This is a genomic window from Arthrobacter sp. AB6 (assembly GCF_031844545.1).
Taxonomy (GTDB): domain Bacteria; phylum Actinomycetota; class Actinomycetes; order Actinomycetales; family Micrococcaceae; genus Arthrobacter.
On sequence record NZ_JAUZVL010000007.1, the window covers coordinates 115587 to 135435 of the forward strand.

Genomic DNA, 19849 nt, shown 5'->3' on the forward strand with positions numbered 1-19849 from the left:
CCTAGAAGGTCTTTCCGGCGGAGCCGAGCTGCTTGGTGGCTTCCACAACGCGGGCTGCCAGTCCGGCTTCGGCGGCTGCGCCCCAGACGCGGGGATCGTAGGTCTTCTTGTTGCCCACTTCGCCGTCCACCTTCAGGACGCCGTCGTAGTTCTTGAACATGTGGTCCGCCACGGGACGCGTGTAGGCGTACTGGGTGTCGGTGTCGATGTTCATCTTGATGGTGCCGTAGGAGACGGCGTCGGCGATTTCCTGGTCCGAGGAGCCGGAACCGCCGTGGAAGACGAGGTCGAACGGGCTGTCCTTGCCGATCCTGGCGCCCACCTGGGCCTGGATGTCCTTGAGGATCTCCGGGCGCAGCTTGACGCCGCCGGGCTTGTAGACGCCGTGGACGTTGCCGAACGTCAGTGCGGTGATGTAGCGGCCGTTCTCGCCGGCGCCCAGCGCCTCGACGGTGGCCAGGGCGTCTTCGACGGTGGTGTAGAGCTTCTCGTTGATCTCGTTCTCAACCCCGTCCTCTTCGCCGCCCACGGTGCCGATCTCCACCTCGAGGATCATCTTGGCGGCAGCGGTGCGCTCCAGCAGTTCACGGGCGATGCGCAGGTTCTCCTGCAGGGTCTCGGCGGAGCCGTCCCACATGTGGGAGTTGAACAGCGGGTTGCGGCCGGCCTTGACCTCAGCCTCGGACGCCGCAAGCAGGGGCAGGACAAAACCGTCCAGCTTGTCCTTCGGGCAGTGGTCGGTGTGCAGCGCGATGTTGACGTTGTAGCTCTTCGCCACTTCGCGGGCGAAGGCCGCGAAGCCCAGCGAACCGGCAACCATGTCCTTGGTGGACGCGCCGGACCAGTACGCTGCGCCGCCGGTGGAGACCTGGACGATGCCGTCGGACTCAGCCTCGGCGAAGCCGCGGAGAGCGGCGTTCAACGTCTGCGAGGACGTCACGTTCACGGCCGGGAATGCGAAGCCGCCCGCCTTTGCGCGGTCGATCATCTCGGAGTAGATCTCTGGGGTTGCAATGGGCATGCTGACTCCTATGCTGAGGTTCGTCTGTGGGCTGGTAACCCTGGAGTACCGCTTACGGCTAGCACCATCCTAGTCATTTCCGTCCAGCCTGTGCTCTGGGTTACGCCCGCCCCTCCCCCTGGCCCCGCAGGCTCGGCGTCCGCTACACGTGCTGGTTGAACACGTGCCGGCGCACCCAGGCGTGCATGGCGATGGCCGCGGCGGACGCTGCGTTGATGGACCGGGTGGAGCCGAACTGCTCGATGGACAGGGTGGCCACGGCAGCCTCATGGACCTCCGGCGTCAGCCCGGGTCCCTCCTGTCCGAACACCAGCACGCAGTCCCTGGGCAGTTCATAGGTCTCCAGCGGCACCGAGTCCGGGAAAATGTCGATCCCGATGATCGCCAGCCCCTCTCCCTGTGCCCAGGCCACGAAGTCCGCCACAGTTGGGTGGTGCCGGACATGCTGGTAGCGGTCGGTGACCATGGCGCCCCGCCGGTTCCACCGCCGTCGTCCGATGATATGCACTTCCTTGGCGAGGAACGCGTTGGCAGTGCGCACCACGGTGCCGATGTTGAGGTCGTGCTGCCAGTTCTCGATGGCGACGTGGAAGTTGTGGCGCCTGGAGTCCAGCTCCGCCACAATCGCCTCGTGCTTCCAGTAGCGGTACTTGTCAAGCACGTTGCGGCGGTCGCCGTCGGCGAGGAGATCGGGGTCCCAGTGGTCGCCTTCGGGCAGTTCACCCTCCCAGGGCCCGACGCCGACCTCCGGCTTTTCAGGGGCAGCCTCCTCAGGTTCGGGCTGCTGGGGGTGGGACGTCATGCCGGGCGTTTGGTTCACCCCTCAACACTAGACTGGACCTTTCGGGCTTTTCATCACAGTCATCACAGGCGGAGGTAGGCATGGCAGACGAGGACAAGGTCAAGGGATCACCGGCGGTATACCGCAGCGGCCAGGAGATTGAATGCTGGCTGACGGACATGGACGGCGTGCTGGTCCATGAGAACCAGCCGATCCCCGGCGCCGCTGAGCTCATCCAGCGCTGGGTGGATACCTCCAAGCGCTTCCTGGTGCTGACCAATAACTCCATCTTCACGCCGCGGGACCTTGCTGCGCGCCTGCGCTCCTCCGGCCTGGAAATCCCCGAAGAGAACATCTGGACCTCCGCCCTGGCCACCGCGCAGTTCCTCAAGGACCAGGTGCGGGGCTCGGATTCCGGAAACCGCGCGTACACCATCGGCGAGGCAGGACTGACGACCGCGCTGCACGAGGCAGGTTTCATCCTCACCGACCAGAACCCTGACTTCGTGGTGCTCGGCGAGACGCGCACATACTCTTTTGAAGCCATCACCATGGCCATCCGCCTGATCCTCGCGGGCGCCCGCTTCATCGCCACCAACCCGGATGCCACCGGCCCTTCCAAAGACGGCCCCATGCCTGCCACCGGAGCAATCGCCGCCCTGATCACCAAGGCCACCGGCCGTGAGCCGTACATCGTGGGCAAGCCGAACCCCATGATGTTCCGCTCGGCGATGAACCAGATCGACGCCCATTCCGAAACCACCGCCATGATCGGGGACCGGATGGACACGGACATCATTGCCGGCATGGAGGCGGGCCTTCACACCGTCCTGGTCCTCAGCGGCATCACCCAAAAGGACGACATCGCAGCGTTTCCCTTCCGGCCGAACCAGGTCCTGAACTCCGTGGCTGACCTGAAGAACCAGATCTAGAACACCGTCACCCGGGAGCCGCCGCGGGGCAGCGGGAAGTGCTCATCCAGCAGTTCCTCCAGGACCGGCCGGTAGACGTTGGGGTTCCAGCCCGGGCTCGCATGCGCCGGCCTGGCGCCTTCGGTTTGAAGGGAGCTCGACACCATGTTCGCCTTGTAGGCTACGGCCCAGGCCTCCGCCGCCGTCTGGTAGCGGACAGTGCGGTCGCCGGGGTTGCCGATGTAGGCCATCTTGGCGCCGCCCAGTTTGTCCGCGAACCTGCTGCCCTCGAAGTGGTAGATGTACGCGGACTCGGACTGGATGAGCACGCTGGACGGGGCGATTGGCGACAGCTGCTCCAGGGTCTGGTCAAGGATTTGGCGCCAGCTCCGTTCGTCCTTGTGGATGACCCGTTCCCCCAGCTCGTAACCGCCGCGGAGGGTGGACGGGAACCGGAACCCGCGCTCATAAAGGAACACCACGCCGTCGAACCAGCTCTGGTCCAGGACGTCATGCTTACTGTAGGGGCTGGAATCGAGAACGATGAACTGCACCTCCACGCCGTGGATCTCCAGCAGGCGCGCGGCCACTTGGGTAGCCACCATCCCGCCGAAGCTATGGCCGTAGAAGAACAGCTTGGTGAGCTTCTGCGCCCGTACATGTTCGATGACCGCAATCACGATCTCGTCAATGTCCAGGCCCTGGTTTGAATACCCGACGGCGGAAAGCCGGGCGCGCTTGTTCAGCGCCCCGCGGAGGGAGTTGAGGATCCACTGGGCTTCCTCCCAGCTCGTCTTGTAGCCGGGAAACAGGAACCAACTGGCATCGGGGTAGTAGACATCGGCGAAGCCGTCATCAACGGGCAGGATCCGATTGATCCGCCGCTGTGACTGCACCTGGCGGGTCAGCAGCATGTCCGCGGCCAGCAGTCCCGACGCGCCGGCTCCCGACAGGAACCCGCGCCGGGAGAACTGCTTGAGGGCAGCACCTTCCGCCAGCAGCCGGGCCCCTTGGACCTCGGGCCGGTCCTGCGGACTTACCTCCCCCTCATACGGCACGCCTCTACCGTAGGCACACCTGAACTTACCGCCGCAAGAAGGCTGCGGTAACCATTGAGTGACGCCCGGCCAGCGGCAACGCTCAGCTGGCCGCCTGCCCCTCCGAGGCGGGAAGAGGTGCGCCGGCCTCATGCTGGCGCCGCCGCAGCTCGTCTCCGATGTCGTTGTAGCGGCCCAGCAGGTCCGAGCCCGGGAACGCTTTCGGGCTGTCCAGCAGGGCAAAGATGGAGTCGCTCGCGGCCAGCAGTTCCGCGTCCGAATACTCTGCCAGCGGCTGGCCGCACAACTCATCGAGGCGGCCGGCGGGCACCAGCGCAAAACCCTCGGCAAGGTCCCCGGCGTCCCCGCAGCCGTCGGCTAGCCCGTCGATGAGTGCAAGCCCAGGTCCATCTAGGTCGTGGCCCGCGGCCCGCTCCCCTGTGCCGCGGGAGAACTCCAGGGAAACGCCGCCGCCATAGATTCCGGGCAGCGTACCGGTGTCGATGGCATTCAGGTCGCTCCGCAGGCCGGCGAGGGCGGTCGACTCCACGAGTACAGCCCCGGAAAGGTCAATACGGACATGGGAGCGGATGCCCATCCGCCTGATCCGCCGGATAATGTGGGCGAGTTCGGGCCTGGAGACCTGGTTGAGGCTTCCCCGGACATCGATCCGGACAACATCGGCGGGAACGTCGAGGTTAACAAAGGCATTTAAGGCGCGGTCCATAGGTACTCCAAAAGAGGTGTCTATGGCCGACGGCTCAACCTCCGTAAGCGTAACCTCCCCCCAAGCCCCTGCACAACCCGCCAGTAACAAGGAAGGGAGCCTACTAAGCGCTCTGGTCCGCCTCGACCTTCCCCGGTTCCTGGAAGTGGGTCCGGGTGCCAACACCGCCCACCGAATCAACCAGGGACTTGGCGATGTCCCTCAGCTTGGTGTTCGTGTTGCTGGACGCCTCTGTCAGGATGGCGACTGCAGCCTCCTGGCTGCACCTGTTCTGAGCCATCACAATGCCGATGGCGATATCGATGATGGTGCGGGATTCCAAGGTGGCCCGGAGGTTTGCCGCGCTGTCGGTGTGGAGCGAGAACCGTACGGCCAGCCGCAGCGCCTGGGAGATCTCCCGGGTGAATTCACGGGCCCTGGCAGTCGCACGCTCATCGAACTTGCGCGGGGCGTCGGAATACAGGTTCAGGGCCGCTTTTGCTTCCCCCTGCAGGTTGAAAGGCAGGGACAGCACGGACCGCAGGCCGTGGGAAGCCACGGCTGTTGCGTAGTCCGGACCCCAGCGGTTCTCCTCGAACAGGTCCGGAACGTGGACCTCGCGCTCCTCTTGGGCAGCAGTGAGGCACGGTCCCTGCGAGAGCGAATACTGGATCTGGTCCACTTCCCGGGCCGAATCGCTGCTCCAGCCGATGGTGGCAGCCTTGCGGTCCCGGAGCAGCGTGATGCCGCAGAGCGCGTCGTCGCCGCCGCCGGCCATCTGGTGCGCGGAAAAGCGGGCAAGCTCGTTGAGGAAGTCCTCGAAGTCGGCACTTTCCAGGATCAGGTTCTGGACCTGATCGGTGGTGCTCAAAGGCTGTTCAGGGGGGAGCATGTGCACGTTCTCCGTACGGGATAGAGGGTTACCGCAAATGATAGAGCAGCCCCACGGCCCGGTCCACACCGCCACCGGCCACCGCGGGCGGCCCAAGGCCGGCCCGCGATGGCGAATGGACCGCGAAGGACTAGGAAAGCCCCAGCTCATCCTTGCCGAAGGCGAACAGGTAAGGCACACCCGTTTCCGCTTCGATCTTTTCCTTGGCGCCCGTATCGCGGTCCACAATGACGGCCACAGCCACTACGTTGCCGCCTGCCTTCCGGACGCCCTCCACGGCGGTCAGGGCCGAGCCGCCGGTAGTGGACGTGTCCTCCAGGACCAGGACTTTCCGTCCTTCAACAGACGGGCCCTCCACCTGGCGGCCCATGCCATAGGACTTCTGCGCCTTGCGGACCACAAATGCGTCGACGGTCCGTCCGGCATCCACTGCCGCGTGCATGACCGCGGTGCCCACCGGGTCCGCGCCCATGGTGAGTCCGCCGGCGCACTCAAAATCGATTCCGGCGTCGTCCGCAAGCGCCAGCATCACCTGGCCCACCAGCTTGGAGGCCTCGTGGTGCAGCGTGATGCGGCGCAGGTCGATGTAGTAGTCAGCCTCGGCTCCGCTGGAGAGGATCACCTTGCCGCGGACCACGGCGAGTTCCTTGATCAGTTCCAGCAGTCGGGCGCGGGCGGCTGCAGTATCCACTGCAGCGTCACTGGGGGAAGTCATGGACTCCAGTTTAGTGGGGGCGGCCCGGTGTGGATGCTTGAGCGTTGTTGACACTGCTGGCTAGGCTGGTGCACATGCGCGAACTCCAGGCCAGCATCATCAGGGAAATGGGCGTACAGCCCCGGATCGATCCTGCCGGGGAGGTGCGCAAGCGCGTCACATTCCTGAAGGACTACCTGAAGGCCACCCATACCAAGGGCTTTGTCCTGGGCATTTCCGGCGGGCTGGACTCTTCCCTGGCGGGAAGGCTGGCCCAGCTCGCAGTCGAGGAGCTTGAGGCTGAAGGGGTGGCAGCCGACTTTGTGGCAGTGCGTCTGCCCTACGGTGTCCAGCATGACGAGGAAGACGCCCGGGCTGCCCTCGACTTCATCAAGCCCAAGACGGAGTGGACGTTTAACATCTCCGCGGCGGTTGACGGTTTCGAGGATGAGTTCGAAAAAACCGTTGGAACGGAAATTTCCGACTTCCACAAGGGCAATACCAAGGCGCGGACCCGCATGATTGCCCAGTACGCCCTGGCGGGAGAACACAATTACCTGGTAATTGGCACGGACCACGGCGCCGAGTCCGTAACGGGCTTCTTCACCAAGTACGGCGACGGCGGGGCGGACATCCTCCCGCTGTTCGGCCTGAACAAGCGGCAGAACCGGGCCCTGCTGGCCGAGCTCGGCGCCCCGGCCCGTGTCTGGGAAAAAGTGCCCACCGCGGACCTGCTGGACGACAAACCGGGCCGCACCGATGAGGACGAGCTGGGCCTGAGCTACGACCAGATCGACGACTACCTCGAAGGCCGGGATGTTCCCGAGTCCGTCGCCGAGTCGATCGAACAGAAGTACCTGCGCACCCGGCACAAGCGCACGGTCCCCGTGACCATTTTTGACACCTGGTGGAAGAGCGAGGGCCCGGAGGAGCCGCGGGCGGGGCTGTAGCGGCTCCCGTGGCATCACCCACGTCAGGGGAAGCATGACGGCGCGCCGACCCGCCGAGGGACGGCGCGCCGTCGTGCTTTGCCCTGCAAAGCAGCAGTGGCTCAGCGGGGCAGGCGGGCCTTCTCGCCGCCCAACTGCTGCGTGATCCGGTGGGCCTCCGCCATCAGCAGGCTGCCCAGTTCTTCCTGCCGGTCCGGCTTGAAGCGTGGCTCGATTCCGGTGAGTGAGAGGGCCCAGGCCGGCCGGCCGGACGGGTCGAACACCGCCGCGCCCATGCCCCAGCTGCCTTCCAGGACCAGCCCGGGATTCACCGAGTAGCCCGCCAGCCGGGTCCGGGCAAGGTTGGCCCGGACCAGTGCCTCCGTGTGTGCGGCGGCGAAATCGCCGGCGTGTTCCACCCAGTGGCTGAACAGCTCCTCCTGCTCGGCCCCGGGCAGGAAGGCCATGATTGCCGTGCCCGCGGAGGCCACACCGAGGGGGAACCGCACGCCCTCGTGCAGCACGAAGGACCGGACCGGAAAGCTGCCTTCCTCACGCAGCAGGCACACCGTTTCGGAACCACGCCGTATTGAGAAGAACGCACTCTCGCCGGTGGCTTCGGCAAGCCGGCGAAGGCTCGGCCTGGCGATGTCCTCAAGCGGAAACCGGGCCGACGCCACTGATCCCATCAGGAGGATCTCGGGCCCTAAAACCCAGTTGCCGCTTCCGGCATCGTGGTCCAGCAGCCCCTCGGAAGCAAGGGAGGAGAGAAGCCTGTGGACCGTGGGCCGGGTGAGGCCTGATTCCCGCACCAGTGCGGCCAGGGCCATCCCCTCCGCGCTGCGCCCGACCAGCCGCAGCAATCCGGCGATGCGGCTTACCACCTGGGCTCCCTGCACAGGCAATTGGCTCATGTCACTCTCCTAAGTGTCCATAATATGGATACCGATTACAGTACCGTCCACACTATAAAACAAGCCAATTTGCACGGCTTCTATACTTCTTGACACCCCCTAAAACTCCCCGTACTGTCCCTTTTCAGACCTTTTGTCCACAAAGTGGATGACTTGCCGGACACTCAACGAGGAGACGCCATGACCAAACTCCAGCCAACTGCCGCCGCCGCACTGGAAGGGGGCCTGCGGGACGGCATAACCCTGGCTGTGGGCGGATTTGGCCTCAGCGGCATACCCGCAGACCTGATTGAAGCGGTCCGCGATTCCGGGGTGAAGGACCTGACGGTGGTCTCGAACAACATGGGGGTGGACGGCAAGGGCCTGGGCATCCTGATCGAGGCGGGCCAGGTCCGCAAGGTCATCGCAAGCTATGTGGGCGAAAACAAGCTCTTTGCGGAGCAGTACCTCGCCGGACGCCTCGAGGTTGAGTTCACGCCGCAGGGAACCCTGGCCGAACGCCTGCGGGCAGGGGGCGCCGGCATCCCTGCCTTCTACACCCGGACCGGAGTGGGAACCCTGGTTGCCGAAGGCAAGCCGCACGAGGTGTTCGACGGCGAAACGTACGTCCAGGAGCGCGCCATCCGGGCCGACGTCGCACTTGTCCACGCCCACACCGCGGACACCGACGGTAATCTCACCTACCGCTACACCGCCCGGAACTTCAACCCGGTGGTTGCCACGGCGGGACACCTCACCATCGCCGAAGCGGAAGTGATCGTGGCGCCCGGGGCACTCGACCCGAACCATATCGTCACCCCCGGCGTCTTCGTCCAGCAGCTGGTCCAGGCCACGGCACGGGTGAAGGACATCGAGCAGCGGACTGTCCGGCCGCGCGCCGGCGTCGTTTCTGCCTGAGCCCGCCTGACGCGCCGCATCCCACTCAACGGAGAACAAGACCAGTTATGAATTCAGTGCAGCTTCAAGACCAGGACGTCCGCCAGAAGGGCCTTGCCCGGATGGCGGAAAGCCTGGCCGGATGGACCCAGAAGTGGTTCCCGGACGCCTATATTTTTGCCCTGGCCGGGGTGGTCCTCGTGGCCGCCGCAGCGCTTGCCATCGGGGCTCCGCCCAAGGCCGTGGTGGATTCGTTCGGTAACGGATTCTGGGATTTGACGGCCTTCACCCTGCAGATGGCCATGGTGGTGCTGACGGGCTACGTCGTGGCCACGTCGCCGCCCGTTGCCCGGCTGATCGAACGCCTGGCGCAAATTCCCGGGTCGTCCCGCACGGCGGTGAGCTTTGTCGCCGTCATGGCCATGTCCGTGTCGTTCATCAACTGGGGCCTGAGCCTCATCTTCGGCGGACTCCTGGCCCGGGCCATCGCCCGACGCACAGACCTCGCCGTGGACTACCGGGCCCTGGGCGCGGCCGCCTTCATGGGGCTCGGTGCCGTGTGGGCACTCGGGCTCTCTTCCTCGGCGGCGCAGCTGCAGGCAACCAAGGCCTCCCTTCCTCCGGCCCTGCTGGAAATCACCGGCGTCCTCGACTTCGGCACCACCATTTTCACGTGGCAGTCACTGCTGACGCTGGTGATCCTGATGCTCCTGACGACGGTCATTGCCCATTTCTCCGCCCCCACCGGCGGGGCCATCAGGACGGCCGCCGACCTGGGCGTTGACCTGGATGACCAGCCCGAGGCTCCGGCTGAGAAGTCGCGCCCGGGTGAGTGGCTGGAGTACAGCCGGATCCTCCCCGTTATCGCCGGAGTCCTGACGCTGGGCTGGCTGGTTTCCCAGCTGCTCACGCTGCCGCTCCTCACCGTAGTCAGCTCCCTCAACGGGTATCTGCTGGTCTTCCTGATGCTTGGGCTGGTGCTGCACGGCACCCCGCGCAAGTTCCTCCAGGCAGTCACCAAGGCGGTCCCCGCCACCGCAGGCATCCTGGTGCAGTTCCCGCTCTACGCCGCGATGGCCGCCATCCTGACGAAAGCCGCCGGCGCAGGCGGCCTCACCGTTTCCGAGCACCTGGCCCACTTCTTCACCAGCATCGGTGGCAACGGCGCCTTCGCAATCGTCATTGCCATCTACACCGCCTTCCTCGGCATGTTCGTTCCGTCCGGCGGCGGAAAGTGGCTGGTTGAGGCGCCGTATGTGATGCAGTCCGCCACTGACGTGAACATGAACCTCGGCTGGACTGTGCAGATCTACAACATGGCCGAGGCGCTGCCCAACCTCATCAATCCCTTCTTCATGCTGCCCCTCCTGGCCGTGCTGGGGTTGCGTGCCCGGGACCTGGTGGGCTTCACCTTCCAACAGTTCCTGTTCCACCTGCCCGTGGTTCTACTGCTCGCCTGGCTTCTGGGGATGACCTTCGAATACGTTCCGCCGGTGATACCCAAGTAGCCCGGCCACCGGGCCTGCGCGGGCCGCCCAAACAATGACAACTGTGCAGTGAGATGTGAAGGAGAAAACCATGGCTTGGACCAGGGATGAAATGGCTGCCATCGCAGCCGAAGAACTGAACGACGGCGACTACGTCAACCTGGGCATCGGCATCCCCACGCTGGTGGCCAACAACCTGCCCGCAGGCGTGCGGGTTGTGCTGCAGAGCGAAAACGGCCTGCTGGGCATGGGCCCGTTCCCCTACGAGGGCGAGGAGGACGCCGACCTCATCAACGCCGGCAAGCAGACCGTCACCGTACTGCCGGGCGGAAGCATCTTTGACTCAGCCACGTCCTTCGGCATGATCCGTGGCGGCCACGTGAAGGTCGCCATCCTCGGCGCCATGCAGGTTTCCGGCAGCGGCGACCTTGCCAACTGGACGATCCCCGGCAAGATGGTCAAGGGCATGGGCGGGGCCATGGACCTCGTCGCCGGCACACCCCGCGTGGTGGTGCTAACCGAACACAACGCCAAGGACGGCGCCGCCAAGATCGTCACCGAATGCACCCTGCCGCTCACCGGCCTGAGCTGCGTGGACCGGATCATCAGCGACCTCGCAGTGTTTGACCTTGTGAAGAACAAGCAGGCACCAGGAGGCGGTCGGCAGCTCACGCTGACCCGCCTCGCGCCAGGGGTCACCGTGGAGGAGATCCGCGACAGGACGGAAGCGGAGTTCGCTGTCGCGCTGGAAGAAGCAGCCCTGGAAGGAGCCTCAGCATGAGCCTCAAGGAACAGTTCGGCAAGGATGTCCTGCTCACGGGCTGGGGCCACAGCCGCTTCGGCAAGCTGACGGACGAGACCCTGGAATCCCTGATCGTCCAGGTGTCCAGCGAGGCCATCAGCAATGCCGGCATCGAGCCCGGCCAGATCGACGAGATCTACCTCGGGCAGTTCAACTCCGGCATGATGCCGCTGGCGTTCCCGTCGTCGCTGGCGCTGCAGGTCTCCCCCGACCTGGCGAACGTCGCCGCCACGCGCGTGGAGAACGCCTGCGCCTCTGGTTCCGCTGCCTTCCAGCAGGGCACCAAGGCGCTGCTGGCAGGAACGGCGAAGACGGTGCTGGTGATCGGCGCGGAAAAGATGACCCATGCGGGCGCCGAGGTTGTGGGGGCGGGCCTGCTGGGCGCCGATTATGACATGGCCGGCAAGGCGTCCACCACTGGATTCACCGGGCTCTTTGCCGAGGTGGCCAAGCACTACGGGAAGCGGTACGGCGACGCGAACCTGGGCTACGTCCTGGGCAGTATCGCCGCCAAGAACCACCGCAACGGCGTGGACAATCCCTACGCCCAGCTCCGCAAGGACCTCGGCGAGGACTTCTGCCGCACCGTCTCGGACAAGAACCCCATGGTGGCCGATCCCCTGCGCCGCACGGACTGCTCCCCCGTGTCCGACGGCGCCGCCGCCGTCGTGCTGTCAACCTCCCCAACCGGCGGTGCCACTGCGCCCGTGCGGCTCGCAGGCTTCGGCCACGCGAACGATTTCTTCCCCGCGGCCCGCCGTGACCCCGTGGCCTTCGAGGCCACCCGCGCCTCGTGGCAGCGCGCGCTGGCGATGGCCGGCGTCGGGCTGGCAGACCTGGACTTCGCGGAGGTGCACGACTGCTTCACTATCGCAGAACTGCTGATGTACGAGGCCATGGGCTTGACCGAGCCCGGCCAGGGCGCCCGCGCCATCGAAGAAGGCTGGGTGTACAAGGACGGCAAGCTGCCCGTCAACGTCTCTGGCGGCCTCAAGGCGAAGGGCCACCCCGTGGGCGCAACCGGAGTCTCCCAGCACGTCATCGCCGCCATGCAGCTCGCGGGGACTGCGGGTGACATGCAGCTTCCCGCCCCCCGCCGGGCTGCCGTCCAGAACATGGGCGGCGTGGGCATCGCCAACTACGTCAGCGTGCTCGAGGCCTCCTAACAGCAACGCGGGGTCACTTTAGGCCCTTGCCGGTCGGATTATCGGGCCGAATCTGACCCCGCGTTGAATTTATTTCCGGATCAGGGCCGCAATCTCCGCGAAGCCCAGGCGTTCCGCGTTCTGGAAGGCGGTCCGGCCCTCGGGATCGCGGATTTCCGGGTCGGCGCCGGCTTCCAGGAGCAGCCGAACCACCTCCTGCTGGCGGGGACCGCCGTTGTTCAGCAGGATGGCCTCCTGCATGGCGGTCCAGCCCAGGTTGTTGACGTGGTTGACAGGCACGCCGGCGCCGATCAGGATCCGGACTGTTTCCACATGGCCGTGCTCGCTGGCCGGGATCAGGGCGGTGCCGCCGTAGCGGTTGGTGCTGTCCACGTCGGCTCCGGCCGCCAGCGTCAACCCGAGCACCTCGTTGAATCCTTCGGCCCCCGCGTACAGGAAGGCCGAGTCCTGGAGGGCGTCCCTGGCGTTGACGTTCCCCCCGCGGCTAATCAGCTCCCTGACCAACGGGACGTTGTTGGCCTTGGCGGCAGCGACGAGGTCCTGGTCGAGTTGCGCCTGTTCCCCGGCGGACAGGGCCGGCGGGGATGACGCCTCGGGCGCCGTAGCAGGAGGCCCCCCTTTCGTGCTTTCAGCGGACGACGGCGGAGCAGCCTGCGGCGGCCGGGCCTCCTTCGGCCCCGCCTGGCACGCCGTTAGGAACAGGGGTAGGGAAAGCACCAGGACAAGCGCCCCGGACCTTAGAACCGGCATCATCCCGCGCGGCCCAGCCTACTGGCCGGCAGCAGCGATGGCATCAGCGCCGGCTGCGGCACAGGCTTCATCCAGGGCACCATCCGGAGCACCGCCGACGCCGATGCCGGCGACCGAAGCACCGTTAACCTTCAGCGGGACGCCGCCGGCCAGGAACAGCGTGCCCGGAAGGTCCGCGATGCTGGGGCCCGTTCCATTGATCCGCTTGGCGAGCTCGCTGGTGGGGATACCGAAGGCTGCCGCCGTATACGCCTTCTCCCGGGCGGCCTCAATGGTGTGTTCTGCCGCATTGTCGCCGCGCAGGAGTGCCTGCACGGTCCCGAAGCGGTCCACCACCGCCACCGTCACGAACGGCAGCTTGTCCGCCTGGCACTTCGCCAGCGCCGCCTGGACAGCCTTGGCCGAGGCGCCCACCGAAATGCGGTTCTGCTGCACCACGTTGTCGGGCACAGGCTGGATGTCGGCGGCGGGGACGGCCGCGGGTGCCGGGCCGGTCCCGGCATTGGCTGCCGCGGTTGCGCCAGCGGTAAGGACGAGTGCGCCGGCGGCTGCGGCGGCAAATGCTTGGTGTGACTTCTTCACGGTGTCTCCTTGGACGGGCAGGATGGGTACGCATCAATCCTTCCGGGGGCAGCCGCACAGGGCATCGGGCCTTCGTCTGCTCCCTGCTCCACCACAAGGCCAGCCGTATCAGCCAAAAGGCTGAGGGACCAGCAAGGGCGGGGGCAATAGCATGGAAGGCAGCGTTGCCTACCACCCAGAACGGGACATCCCATGCCTACCCCAGTCCCCGGCACTGCGCCGGTCACAGCTGCCGCCGGTGGCAGCGGACCTCGCCTGCCTGCAGCCCGCACCGGCTTGGGCAGCATCGACACGGCGGTGCACCTGGGCTTTGCGGTGCTCCTGGTGGCTTCCTTAGTCCGGTACGTCATGCGCCACAGCCCAGCCGACAACCTGCTGGTCCTCGGACTGGCCGCCGTCGCCTGCCTGTTGTACGCCGTCGTGGCCGTGCTGGCCCGGCGCGGGCGTCCCGGGGCTCCATGGATGTTCGCCCTGGTGGCAGTCTGGGCAGTCCTGGTGGTCGCTGCGCCGAGTTTTGCCTGGTGCTCGTTTGCGCTCTTCTTCCTCAGCCGCAGCGCCCTGGCCGGCGCCGCAGCGTACGCCGCGGCTGGTATCACCGCCGCTGCCACCGCTGCCGGCCTGTTCCGGATGAGCGCCGGCACGGACCTGGCCATGCTCCTTGGCCCGCTGGCCGTGGGCGCCATGCTGACGCTCATCTATGACCGGATCCAGCAGGATGCTGAGGAGCAGCGCCGCCTGCACGCCGAGGTTTCCGTGGCCCAGGAACAACTGGCAGCCAGCGAGCGGCGCGCGGGCACCATTGCCGAGCGGGAACGGGTCTCCCGGGAGATCCACGACACCGTCACCCAAGGGCTGGCCAGCAGCCTGCTCCTGCTCGAGGCCGCCGGGCGGGCCTGGCCAAGTGACGCGGCGCGGACAGGTCTCCGCGAGGCCACGGTGCTGCTGCGGGGCAATCTGTCCGAAACCCGCAGCCTGGTGCACGAGCTCGCCTCCCCGGGCCTGGACGGCTGTCCGCTGCCTGAGGCCCTCCTCCTCGCGGCCAGGCAATATGTCCCGGCGGCCAGGCTCCTGGTCACCGGGGAGCCCCGTCCTGTGCCCCCGGAGGTCCGCCATGCGCTGCTGCGGGTAATGCAGAGCGCCGCCTCCAACATCCGGCTGCACGCCTCCGCGGCCGGAGTAGCCGTGACCCTCGGCTTCCTTCCGGAGGCGGTCACCCTGGATATTTACGACGACGGCGCAGGCTTCGACCCGGCGGCGGCGGCCCCGCCGTCGGACGCCGGCGGTTATGGGCTGCGGGCCATGCGGCAACGGGTGGAGCAACTGGGTGGCGTTTTTTCGGTGCAAAGCGCAGCCGGCGAAGGAACCATCGTGGCCGCCCAGTTGCCTTTGCCCTCCGCGGGGCGGGGCACTCCCGGCACTGCGGGGGTGCAGGCATGAGCACGATCACCGTCCTGCTGGTGGACGACCACCTGGTGGTGAGGAGCGGGCTGCGGGCGCTCCTGGGGACGCAGCCCGACCTGGAGGTCGTCGGAGAGGCGGCATCCGGGGAAGAAGCGGTGGAGCGGGTGCGGGAGCACTCCCCTGCCGTGGTGGTCATGGACCTCGCCATGGGCTCCGGAATGGACGGGATTGAGGCCATCAGGAAGATCCGCCAGCGCAACAGCGGCCAGGCGATCCTCGTCTTCACCACATACGACTCCGACGCGGATATTGTGCGCGCAGTCGATGCCGGCGCCATGGGATACCTCCTGAAGGATGCAGCTCCGGAGGAAATCTTCGCCGCTATCCGCGGCGCGGTGCAGGGCAAGAGCGTCATGAGCCCGCCCGTGGCGTCGCGGCTGTTCCAGCAACTGCGGAATCCGGAGGAAATCCTCACCCCGCGGGAGGCCGAACTGCTGAGCCTCCTCACTGAGGGGCTGAGCAACCGCGAACTCGGCAGGCGCCTTTTTATCTCGGAAGCCACGGTGAAAACGCACCTGGCCCACATCTACGCGAAGCTCGGGGTGGACACCAGGGCGGCCGCAATTGCCACCGCCATCCGGCGCGAAGGGATGCGCTGACCTCGCCAAATGTTGCCCAACCCTTGCAAGCGCGGCTTCCGCCCCGTACGTTGGGGACTGCGGGGGACGTTCTCCGCGCACTTCGGGCCTATTGCCCGGGGAGAGAATCAGAGTCACACGAAGGAATGCAGCCATGGCAACAGGCACAGTTAAATGGTTCAACGCCGAAAAGGGTTTTGGCTTCATTGCCCCCGATGACGGGTCCGCTGACGTTTTCGCCCACTACTCGGCAATCGCCAGCAGCGGATACCGTTCACTCGATGAGAACCAGAAGGTTGAATTCGATGTGACGCAGGGCCCCAAGGGCCCGCAGGCAGAGAACATCCGCCCGCTCTAAGGCTTAGGTGACCTCCGGCTCTGCCGGGGGAACCCCGTACCAGGCAGCGGCCCCTTCAGCATCATGCTGGAGGGGCCGCTGTTTTGCTCCCAGCTCCGTCGCTACTCCCCCGGTGCCGATTGGGTTTTGGGACAATTGGAGGGTGATGGGACAGGACCAGGGCCAGGATCCCTGGGATGAGTTCGACAGGCTGGGACCGGCGGCGCCCGACCGCGTTCCCGGGCGCCCCGGCGGGGAACCCCTCGGCTTCGGTTTCCGTACCGGCGTGCGCAGCGCACGCGTCGCCATCGGATTTGCCGTCTACACCCTCGCGCTGGGGACCATCCTGGCCCTGACGGGATGCATCTTTTTCGCTGCCCGCGGGCAATGGCTTCTCGTGGGACTGATGCTGGCCATCGAGGCAGTCTTCATTTTCGCGTTCAGAAGGCTTGTGGCGCAGGCCCGGAACCGGTCAGCACGTCACCGGCCGCGCGGCCATGGTTTTCCCGAAAAACCTGCTTGACCTTGACGCAGCGTCAACCCCTACGCTCGAAGCATGGATGCAGCGGAAGGTAGGGCCGGCCCGGACTGGGCCATCCAGGACATCGCCAGGATGGCCGGAACCACCAGCCGTACGCTGCGCCATTACGACGACATTGGGCTGCTAAAGCCCAGCCGCGTGGGCAGCAACGGCTACCGGTACTACGATGCCGCCGCCCTCTTGCAGCTGCAGCGGATCCTCCTCCTGCGGGAGCTTGGGCTGGGCCTGCCGGCCATTGCCGAGGTGTTCCGCCGGCAGACAGACGCGGTCGAGGCGCTCAGCCACCACCTGGAGTGGCTGGGCCAGGAACAGGACCGGCTTGCGCGGCAGATGGCGTCCGTCCGGCAAACAATCGAAACAATGAAAGGAGGAGGCGAGGTGGCGGCGGAAAAGATGTTCGACGGTTTCGACCACACACAGTACAAGGACGAGGTGGAAGAGCGCTGGGGCAAGGATGCCTACGCAAAGAGCGACGCCTGGTGGCGGGACATGGATGCAGCAAGGAAACAGGAGTGGAAGTCCGCTGCTGAAAGGCTCGGCAGCGACTGGATCGCCGCGGCAGGTTCAGGGGCCGCCCCGGATGGAGCTGAGGCGCAGGACTTGGCCAGGCGGCATGTCGATTGGCTGTCAGCAATTCCCGGGACACCCGCAGCCGAGCAAGGCGGGGACCTCAAGGGGTACGTGACCGGACTGGCGGAAATGTATGTGGCCGATGCCAGGTTCGCCGCCAATTACGGGGGTGATGCGGGGGCGGCGTTTGTTCGTGCCGCACTGCTGGTCTACGCCGACAGGAACCTCTAGTACCCGGCCCCGCCAAACAGGAGGGCCCCGCTAGACGAAGGCCGACTTCCCGGTGACGGCACGCCCCACAATGAGGGAATTGATCTCGTAGCTGCCCTCGTAGGTGTAGAGGATTTCAGCGTCACCGAAGAGCTTGCCCATCTCATAATCGGCGCTGATTCCGTTGCCGCCCAGCAAGGACCGCCCCATGGCCACTGATGCCCGGGCAAGCCTGGTGGTGGTGGCCTTCGCCATGGCAGCCTGCGCCATCTCCAGCTTCCCCTCCTCCTGGACGCGGGCCAGCTGCACCATGAGTGCCAGCGAGGCGGTGGCATTGCCCAGGATGTCCGCGAGCTGTTGCTGGACCAGCTGGAACCGCGCCAGTTCCCGGCCGAACTGCCGGCGGCTCAGCGAGTAGGCCCGCGCAACGTCGAACGCGGCAAGCTGGATTCCGGCGGCCTGCCAGCCCACCCACGCGCGGGAGTCCCGGAGAAGGTCGTTCGCCTTGGCGAAGCCGGTGGCCCCGGGCAGCAGGTTGGCAGCCGGGATGCGGACGTCGCGCAGGGTGATGTCTGCGTTCTGCATGATCCGCAGGCCTATCTTGTTGCAGATCTTGGTGGCTGCATAGCCGGGCCGGTCCGTCTCTACAATGAAGGCCTTGACCTGCTGGTCAGCCATGTCCCGCGCCCACACCAGGGCAAAGTCGGCGATGGTGCCGGCACCGATCCAGCGCTTGGCGCCGTTGAGGATCCACTCATCTCCGTCCAGCCTGGCGGACGTCTCCAGCCCTCCGGAAATGTCGGAACCATGGGCGGGTTCCGTCAGGGCAAAGGCCCCCAGGCTGGTAAAGGCTTCCAGTCCCGGCAGCCAGCGGTGCTTCTGCTCCTGGGATCCCAACTCGTTGAGGGTGCCCACGATCAGTTCGTTGTGGATCCCGGCCAGGGCCGAGAGGGACACATCCGCCCGGGCCATTTCCACGTACATGAGCCCCTTGAAGAGAACCGAACTGCCGTCCACCTGAAGCGCGCCAAGGCCATGCCTGCCCAGCTCCGCCAGCAGGCCGAAGGGGAACTCTTCACGGTTCCAATACTGGATGGACTGTTGGCGCACCCGTGCCTGCAGGAATTCGCGGACACTGAGGTACCGCTCGCGTTCGTGGTGGGGCAGGAGGTCCGCCACGTACATCAGGTCCGCGTCAGGAAAAGGCAGTGCATCGGCGGCACCTTGCGGCTGCACTGGCTGCACTTGCTGCACGGGCATAAGTCCCTTCCGCTCACGTAACCGTTGGATGTCCTAGTATATTCACAAGGCTAGGAAAAGTGAGCCACGTCACCACGAGGAAAGGCATCCATGGCTGCGCCGCTGCCCCGCGATCCCATTGCCGAAGCCCAGCGGAACTGGGAAGAACACGGCTGGGGGGATGTGGCCGCTCCAATGGCGGCCATAACGGCCATTATGCGCACCCAGCAGATCCTGCTGGCCAGGATCGAGTCCATCCTCAAACCCTTCGGCCTCACGTTTGCCCGGTATGAACTCCTGGCGCTGCTGAGTTTCACCAGGAAGGGTTCGCTTCCCATGAACAAGGCGAGCGCCCTGTTGCAGGTCCATCCCACGTCAGTCACCAATGCAGTGGACAGGCTTGAACGCGCCGGCCTGGTGGCCCGCTTCCCGCACCCCACGGACGGCCGGACCACGCTGATCGGACTCACCACCGAGGGACGCACCCTGGCCAAGCGTTCGACGGCGGCCCTCAATACCGAAGTGTTCAGCGCACCCGGGTTTGATCCCGGCGACGTGGAGCACCTGATCCGGATCCTCCGCGACTTCCGCCGTAACGCCGGCGATTTTGAGGATTGAAGACTGTGCGGGCCCAGGGGAAGTCCGGGTCAGCGGCGGTATTTCTCCCGCTTGAACCGCCGGACCACGAGGGCGGCCACGGCAATCCCCAGGGCAGCGTAGACCGCGTAGTTCAGGAATTTGGAGTACTGCTCGATGAGCTGGTACTGGGTGCCCAGGAGGTATCCCAGGCCAATCAGTGCTCCGTTCCACAGGCCGCTGCCGGCCAGGGTGAACAGGCTGAAGGTGCCCATGGGCATGCGGGATGCCCCTGCCGGGAGCGAGATCAGGCTGCGGATGCCGGGGAGCAGCCTGCCGAAAAAGATCGATGACCTGCCGTGGCGGCGGAACCATCCTGCCGCGTGTTCAAAATCCTCCCGGTCCACCAACGGAAGCCTGGACAACCCCCGGATGGAACGCTCCAGGCCCAGCCTGGCGCCAAGCCAGTAGAGGAACAGGGCACCGAGGTAGGCCCCAAGCGTGCTTGCCACGAACACCAGCACCAGGTTCAGGGACCCCTGCTTGGCAAGGTAGCCGGCCAGGGGCAGGATCACCTCACTGGGGATGGGCGGCACCACAGTTTCCGCAAGGGTAAAAGCACCTACGCCCCACTCGCCAAGCTGCTCTATGGCGCGGGCTGCCACACCTACCAGGCCGGTGAGGTTATCTGTCGAGCCGCCCGTGTCCGCCAACGTTGCCCACATACAACTCCCCCATCCGGTTCAAGGTTGCCCTGCCTTGTCTACCTTACGTACCTGTAAACAAGCT

At 65.9% G+C, this 19849-nt stretch carries 23 protein-coding genes; 12 read left to right on the top strand and 11 right to left on the bottom strand.

Features of this window, described 5'->3' with window-relative positions:
• Position 1: 1 nt before the first annotated feature.
• Both fbaA and Q9R30_RS08015 read right to left on the bottom strand, forming a co-directional pair.
• Positions 2–1021 (bottom strand): class II fructose-bisphosphate aldolase, encoded by a 1020-nt coding sequence (fbaA, locus tag Q9R30_RS08010; RefSeq protein WP_104996681.1) that lies wholly within the window; start codon positions 1019–1021, stop codon positions 2–4.
• A 142-nt stretch (positions 1022–1163) separates the two neighbouring features.
• Positions 1164–1823 carry a TrmH family RNA methyltransferase gene (locus Q9R30_RS08015; RefSeq protein ID WP_234005638.1) on the bottom strand — a complete coding sequence of 220 codons (660 nt, stop codon included), beginning with the start codon at positions 1821–1823 and terminating at the stop codon, positions 1164–1166.
• 80 nt (positions 1824–1903) lie between these two features.
• On the opposite strand from Q9R30_RS08015, the gene Q9R30_RS08020 reads away from it, so the two are divergent.
• Positions 1904–2734: an HAD-IIA family hydrolase gene (locus Q9R30_RS08020; protein WP_104996679.1), complete on the top strand. Its 831-nt coding sequence runs from the start codon at positions 1904–1906 to the stop codon at positions 2732–2734.
• Here the strand turns inward: Q9R30_RS08020 and Q9R30_RS08025 are convergent.
• The 4 genes from Q9R30_RS08025 to pyrE all read right to left on the bottom strand — a co-directional run bounded on the left by Q9R30_RS08025 (position 2731) and on the right by pyrE (position 6063).
• Entirely contained in the window at positions 2731–3771 is a 1041-nt protein-coding gene (locus Q9R30_RS08025) for an alpha/beta fold hydrolase (RefSeq protein ID WP_311217264.1), read from the bottom strand. The two genes, Q9R30_RS08020 and Q9R30_RS08025, sit on opposite strands and share 4 nt — an antisense overlap.
• 82 nt (positions 3772–3853) lie before the next feature.
• Positions 3854–4477: a hypothetical protein gene (locus Q9R30_RS08030; protein WP_311217265.1), complete on the bottom strand. Its 624-nt coding sequence runs from the start codon at positions 4475–4477 to the stop codon at positions 3854–3856.
• A 103-nt stretch (positions 4478–4580) separates the two neighbouring features.
• On the bottom strand, positions 4581–5348 hold the full coding sequence (locus tag Q9R30_RS08035; RefSeq protein WP_104996676.1) for a GAF and ANTAR domain-containing protein: 768 nt from the start codon (positions 5346–5348) through the stop codon (positions 4581–4583).
• 130 nt (positions 5349–5478) lie between these two features.
• The gene (gene pyrE / locus Q9R30_RS08040; protein ID WP_104996675.1) at positions 5479–6063 is read right to left on the bottom strand and encodes an orotate phosphoribosyltransferase; all 585 of its coding nucleotides are present in this window, start codon (positions 6061–6063) and stop codon (positions 5479–5481) included.
• Positions 6064–6137: 74 nt separating this feature from the next.
• Here pyrE and nadE point away from each other — a divergent pair, with 74 nt between their 5' ends.
• The gene (gene nadE / locus Q9R30_RS08045) at positions 6138–6992 is read left to right on the top strand and encodes an ammonia-dependent NAD(+) synthetase (protein WP_104996674.1); all 855 of its coding nucleotides are present in this window, start codon (positions 6138–6140) and stop codon (positions 6990–6992) included.
• A gap of 101 nt (positions 6993–7093) precedes the next feature.
• Here the strand turns inward: nadE and Q9R30_RS08050 are convergent, their stop codons facing one another.
• Positions 7094–7885 (bottom strand): IclR family transcriptional regulator, encoded by a 792-nt coding sequence (locus tag Q9R30_RS08050; protein ID WP_311217266.1) that lies wholly within the window; start codon positions 7883–7885, stop codon positions 7094–7096.
• A gap of 180 nt (positions 7886–8065) precedes the next feature.
• Here Q9R30_RS08050 and Q9R30_RS08055 point away from each other — a divergent pair, with 180 nt between their 5' ends.
• The 4 genes from Q9R30_RS08055 to Q9R30_RS08070 all read left to right on the top strand — a co-directional run bounded on the left by Q9R30_RS08055 (position 8066) and on the right by Q9R30_RS08070 (position 12216).
• On the top strand, positions 8066–8782 hold the full coding sequence (locus tag Q9R30_RS08055) for a CoA transferase subunit A (protein WP_311217267.1): 717 nt from the start codon (positions 8066–8068) through the stop codon (positions 8780–8782).
• Positions 8783–8829: 47 nt separating this feature from the next.
• Positions 8830–10269 (top strand): short-chain fatty acid transporter, encoded by a 1440-nt coding sequence (locus Q9R30_RS08060; RefSeq protein WP_104996671.1) that lies wholly within the window; start codon positions 8830–8832, stop codon positions 10267–10269.
• A 70-nt stretch (positions 10270–10339) separates the two neighbouring features.
• Positions 10340–11029, top strand: coding sequence for a CoA transferase subunit B (locus Q9R30_RS08065; RefSeq protein ID WP_104996670.1), 690 nt, complete (start codon positions 10340–10342; stop codon positions 11027–11029).
• Positions 11026–12216 (top strand): acetyl-CoA acetyltransferase, encoded by a 1191-nt coding sequence (locus Q9R30_RS08070; RefSeq protein WP_104996669.1) that lies wholly within the window; start codon positions 11026–11028, stop codon positions 12214–12216. The genes Q9R30_RS08065 and Q9R30_RS08070 overlap by 4 nt, the downstream gene beginning before the upstream one ends.
• A gap of 69 nt (positions 12217–12285) precedes the next feature.
• On the opposite strand, the gene Q9R30_RS08075 is transcribed toward Q9R30_RS08070, so the two are convergent.
• Positions 12286–12969, bottom strand: a complete 684-nt coding sequence (locus Q9R30_RS08075; protein WP_311217268.1) for an ankyrin repeat domain-containing protein — start codon at positions 12967–12969, stop codon at positions 12286–12288.
• A 15-nt stretch (positions 12970–12984) separates the two neighbouring features.
• Positions 12985–13548 (bottom strand): heme-binding protein, encoded by a 564-nt coding sequence (locus tag Q9R30_RS08080; RefSeq protein ID WP_311217269.1) that lies wholly within the window; start codon positions 13546–13548, stop codon positions 12985–12987.
• A 192-nt stretch (positions 13549–13740) separates the two neighbouring features.
• Between Q9R30_RS08080 and Q9R30_RS08085 the strand changes: the two genes are divergently transcribed.
• From Q9R30_RS08085 to Q9R30_RS08105, 5 genes are all read left to right on the top strand, one after another.
• The gene (locus Q9R30_RS08085) at positions 13741–14985 is read left to right on the top strand and encodes a histidine kinase (RefSeq protein ID WP_311217270.1); all 1245 of its coding nucleotides are present in this window, start codon (positions 13741–13743) and stop codon (positions 14983–14985) included.
• The gene (locus Q9R30_RS08090) at positions 14982–15608 is read left to right on the top strand and encodes a response regulator transcription factor (RefSeq protein WP_311217271.1); all 627 of its coding nucleotides are present in this window, start codon (positions 14982–14984) and stop codon (positions 15606–15608) included. The genes Q9R30_RS08085 and Q9R30_RS08090 overlap by 4 nt, the downstream gene beginning before the upstream one ends.
• A gap of 133 nt (positions 15609–15741) precedes the next feature.
• Positions 15742–15945 (top strand): cold-shock protein, encoded by a 204-nt coding sequence (locus Q9R30_RS08095; protein ID WP_013599688.1) that lies wholly within the window; start codon positions 15742–15744, stop codon positions 15943–15945.
• A gap of 145 nt (positions 15946–16090) precedes the next feature.
• The gene (locus Q9R30_RS08100; protein WP_311217272.1) at positions 16091–16447 is read left to right on the top strand and encodes a hypothetical protein; all 357 of its coding nucleotides are present in this window, start codon (positions 16091–16093) and stop codon (positions 16445–16447) included.
• 33 nt (positions 16448–16480) lie between these two features.
• Positions 16481–17266: a TipAS antibiotic-recognition domain-containing protein gene (locus Q9R30_RS08105; protein WP_311217273.1), complete on the top strand. Its 786-nt coding sequence runs from the start codon at positions 16481–16483 to the stop codon at positions 17264–17266.
• 30 nt (positions 17267–17296) lie between these two features.
• On the opposite strand, the gene Q9R30_RS08110 is transcribed toward Q9R30_RS08105, so the two are convergent.
• Positions 17297–18505, bottom strand: coding sequence for an acyl-CoA dehydrogenase family protein (locus Q9R30_RS08110; RefSeq protein WP_311217274.1), 1209 nt, complete (start codon positions 18503–18505; stop codon positions 17297–17299).
• Positions 18506–18595: 90 nt separating this feature from the next.
• On the opposite strand from Q9R30_RS08110, the gene Q9R30_RS08115 reads away from it, so the two are divergent.
• Positions 18596–19102 (top strand): MarR family transcriptional regulator, encoded by a 507-nt coding sequence (locus Q9R30_RS08115; protein ID WP_311217275.1) that lies wholly within the window; start codon positions 18596–18598, stop codon positions 19100–19102.
• Positions 19103–19131: 29 nt separating this feature from the next.
• Here the strand turns inward: Q9R30_RS08115 and Q9R30_RS08120 are convergent, their stop codons facing one another.
• Positions 19132–19785: a DedA family protein gene (locus Q9R30_RS08120; RefSeq protein ID WP_311217276.1), complete on the bottom strand. Its 654-nt coding sequence runs from the start codon at positions 19783–19785 to the stop codon at positions 19132–19134.
• Positions 19786–19849: the final 64 nt, after the last annotated feature.

What these genes read in the sequence shown, in the direction of transcription:
- fbaA (WP_104996681.1), bottom strand. Translation starts at nt 1,021, where the DNA reads ATGCCCATTGCAACCCCAGAGATCTACTCCGAGATGATCGACCGCGCA.
- Q9R30_RS08015 (WP_234005638.1), bottom strand. Translation starts at nt 1,823, where the DNA reads ATGACGTCCCACCCCCAGCAGCCCGAACCTGAGGAGGCTGCCCCTGAA.
- Q9R30_RS08020 (WP_104996679.1), top strand. Translation starts at nt 1,904, where the DNA reads ATGGCAGACGAGGACAAGGTCAAGGGATCACCGGCGGTATACCGCAGC.
- Q9R30_RS08030 (WP_311217265.1), bottom strand. Translation starts at nt 4,477, where the DNA reads ATGGACCGCGCCTTAAATGCCTTTGTTAACCTCGACGTTCCCGCCGAT.
- Q9R30_RS08035 (WP_104996676.1), bottom strand. Translation starts at nt 5,348, where the DNA reads ATGCTCCCCCCTGAACAGCCTTTGAGCACCACCGATCAGGTCCAGAAC.
- pyrE (WP_104996675.1), bottom strand. Translation starts at nt 6,063, where the DNA reads ATGACTTCCCCCAGTGACGCTGCAGTGGATACTGCAGCCGCCCGCGCC.
- nadE (WP_104996674.1), top strand. Translation starts at nt 6,138, where the DNA reads ATGCGCGAACTCCAGGCCAGCATCATCAGGGAAATGGGCGTACAGCCC.
- Q9R30_RS08050 (WP_311217266.1), bottom strand. Translation starts at nt 7,885, where the DNA reads ATGAGCCAATTGCCTGTGCAGGGAGCCCAGGTGGTAAGCCGCATCGCC.
- Q9R30_RS08055 (WP_311217267.1), top strand. Translation starts at nt 8,066, where the DNA reads ATGACCAAACTCCAGCCAACTGCCGCCGCCGCACTGGAAGGGGGCCTG.
- Q9R30_RS08060 (WP_104996671.1), top strand. Translation starts at nt 8,830, where the DNA reads ATGAATTCAGTGCAGCTTCAAGACCAGGACGTCCGCCAGAAGGGCCTT.
- Q9R30_RS08065 (WP_104996670.1), top strand. Translation starts at nt 10,340, where the DNA reads ATGGCTTGGACCAGGGATGAAATGGCTGCCATCGCAGCCGAAGAACTG.
- Q9R30_RS08070 (WP_104996669.1), top strand. Translation starts at nt 11,026, where the DNA reads ATGAGCCTCAAGGAACAGTTCGGCAAGGATGTCCTGCTCACGGGCTGG.
- Q9R30_RS08075 (WP_311217268.1), bottom strand. Translation starts at nt 12,969, where the DNA reads ATGATGCCGGTTCTAAGGTCCGGGGCGCTTGTCCTGGTGCTTTCCCTA.
- Q9R30_RS08085 (WP_311217270.1), top strand. Translation starts at nt 13,741, where the DNA reads ATGCCTACCCCAGTCCCCGGCACTGCGCCGGTCACAGCTGCCGCCGGT.
- Q9R30_RS08090 (WP_311217271.1), top strand. Translation starts at nt 14,982, where the DNA reads ATGAGCACGATCACCGTCCTGCTGGTGGACGACCACCTGGTGGTGAGG.
- Q9R30_RS08095 (WP_013599688.1), top strand. Translation starts at nt 15,742, where the DNA reads ATGGCAACAGGCACAGTTAAATGGTTCAACGCCGAAAAGGGTTTTGGC.
- Q9R30_RS08100 (WP_311217272.1), top strand. Translation starts at nt 16,091, where the DNA reads ATGGGACAGGACCAGGGCCAGGATCCCTGGGATGAGTTCGACAGGCTG.
- Q9R30_RS08105 (WP_311217273.1), top strand. Translation starts at nt 16,481, where the DNA reads ATGGATGCAGCGGAAGGTAGGGCCGGCCCGGACTGGGCCATCCAGGAC.
- Q9R30_RS08110 (WP_311217274.1), bottom strand. Translation starts at nt 18,505, where the DNA reads ATGCCCGTGCAGCAAGTGCAGCCAGTGCAGCCGCAAGGTGCCGCCGAT.
- Q9R30_RS08115 (WP_311217275.1), top strand. Translation starts at nt 18,596, where the DNA reads ATGGCTGCGCCGCTGCCCCGCGATCCCATTGCCGAAGCCCAGCGGAAC.
- Q9R30_RS08120 (WP_311217276.1), bottom strand. Translation starts at nt 19,785, where the DNA reads ATGTGGGCAACGTTGGCGGACACGGGCGGCTCGACAGATAACCTCACC.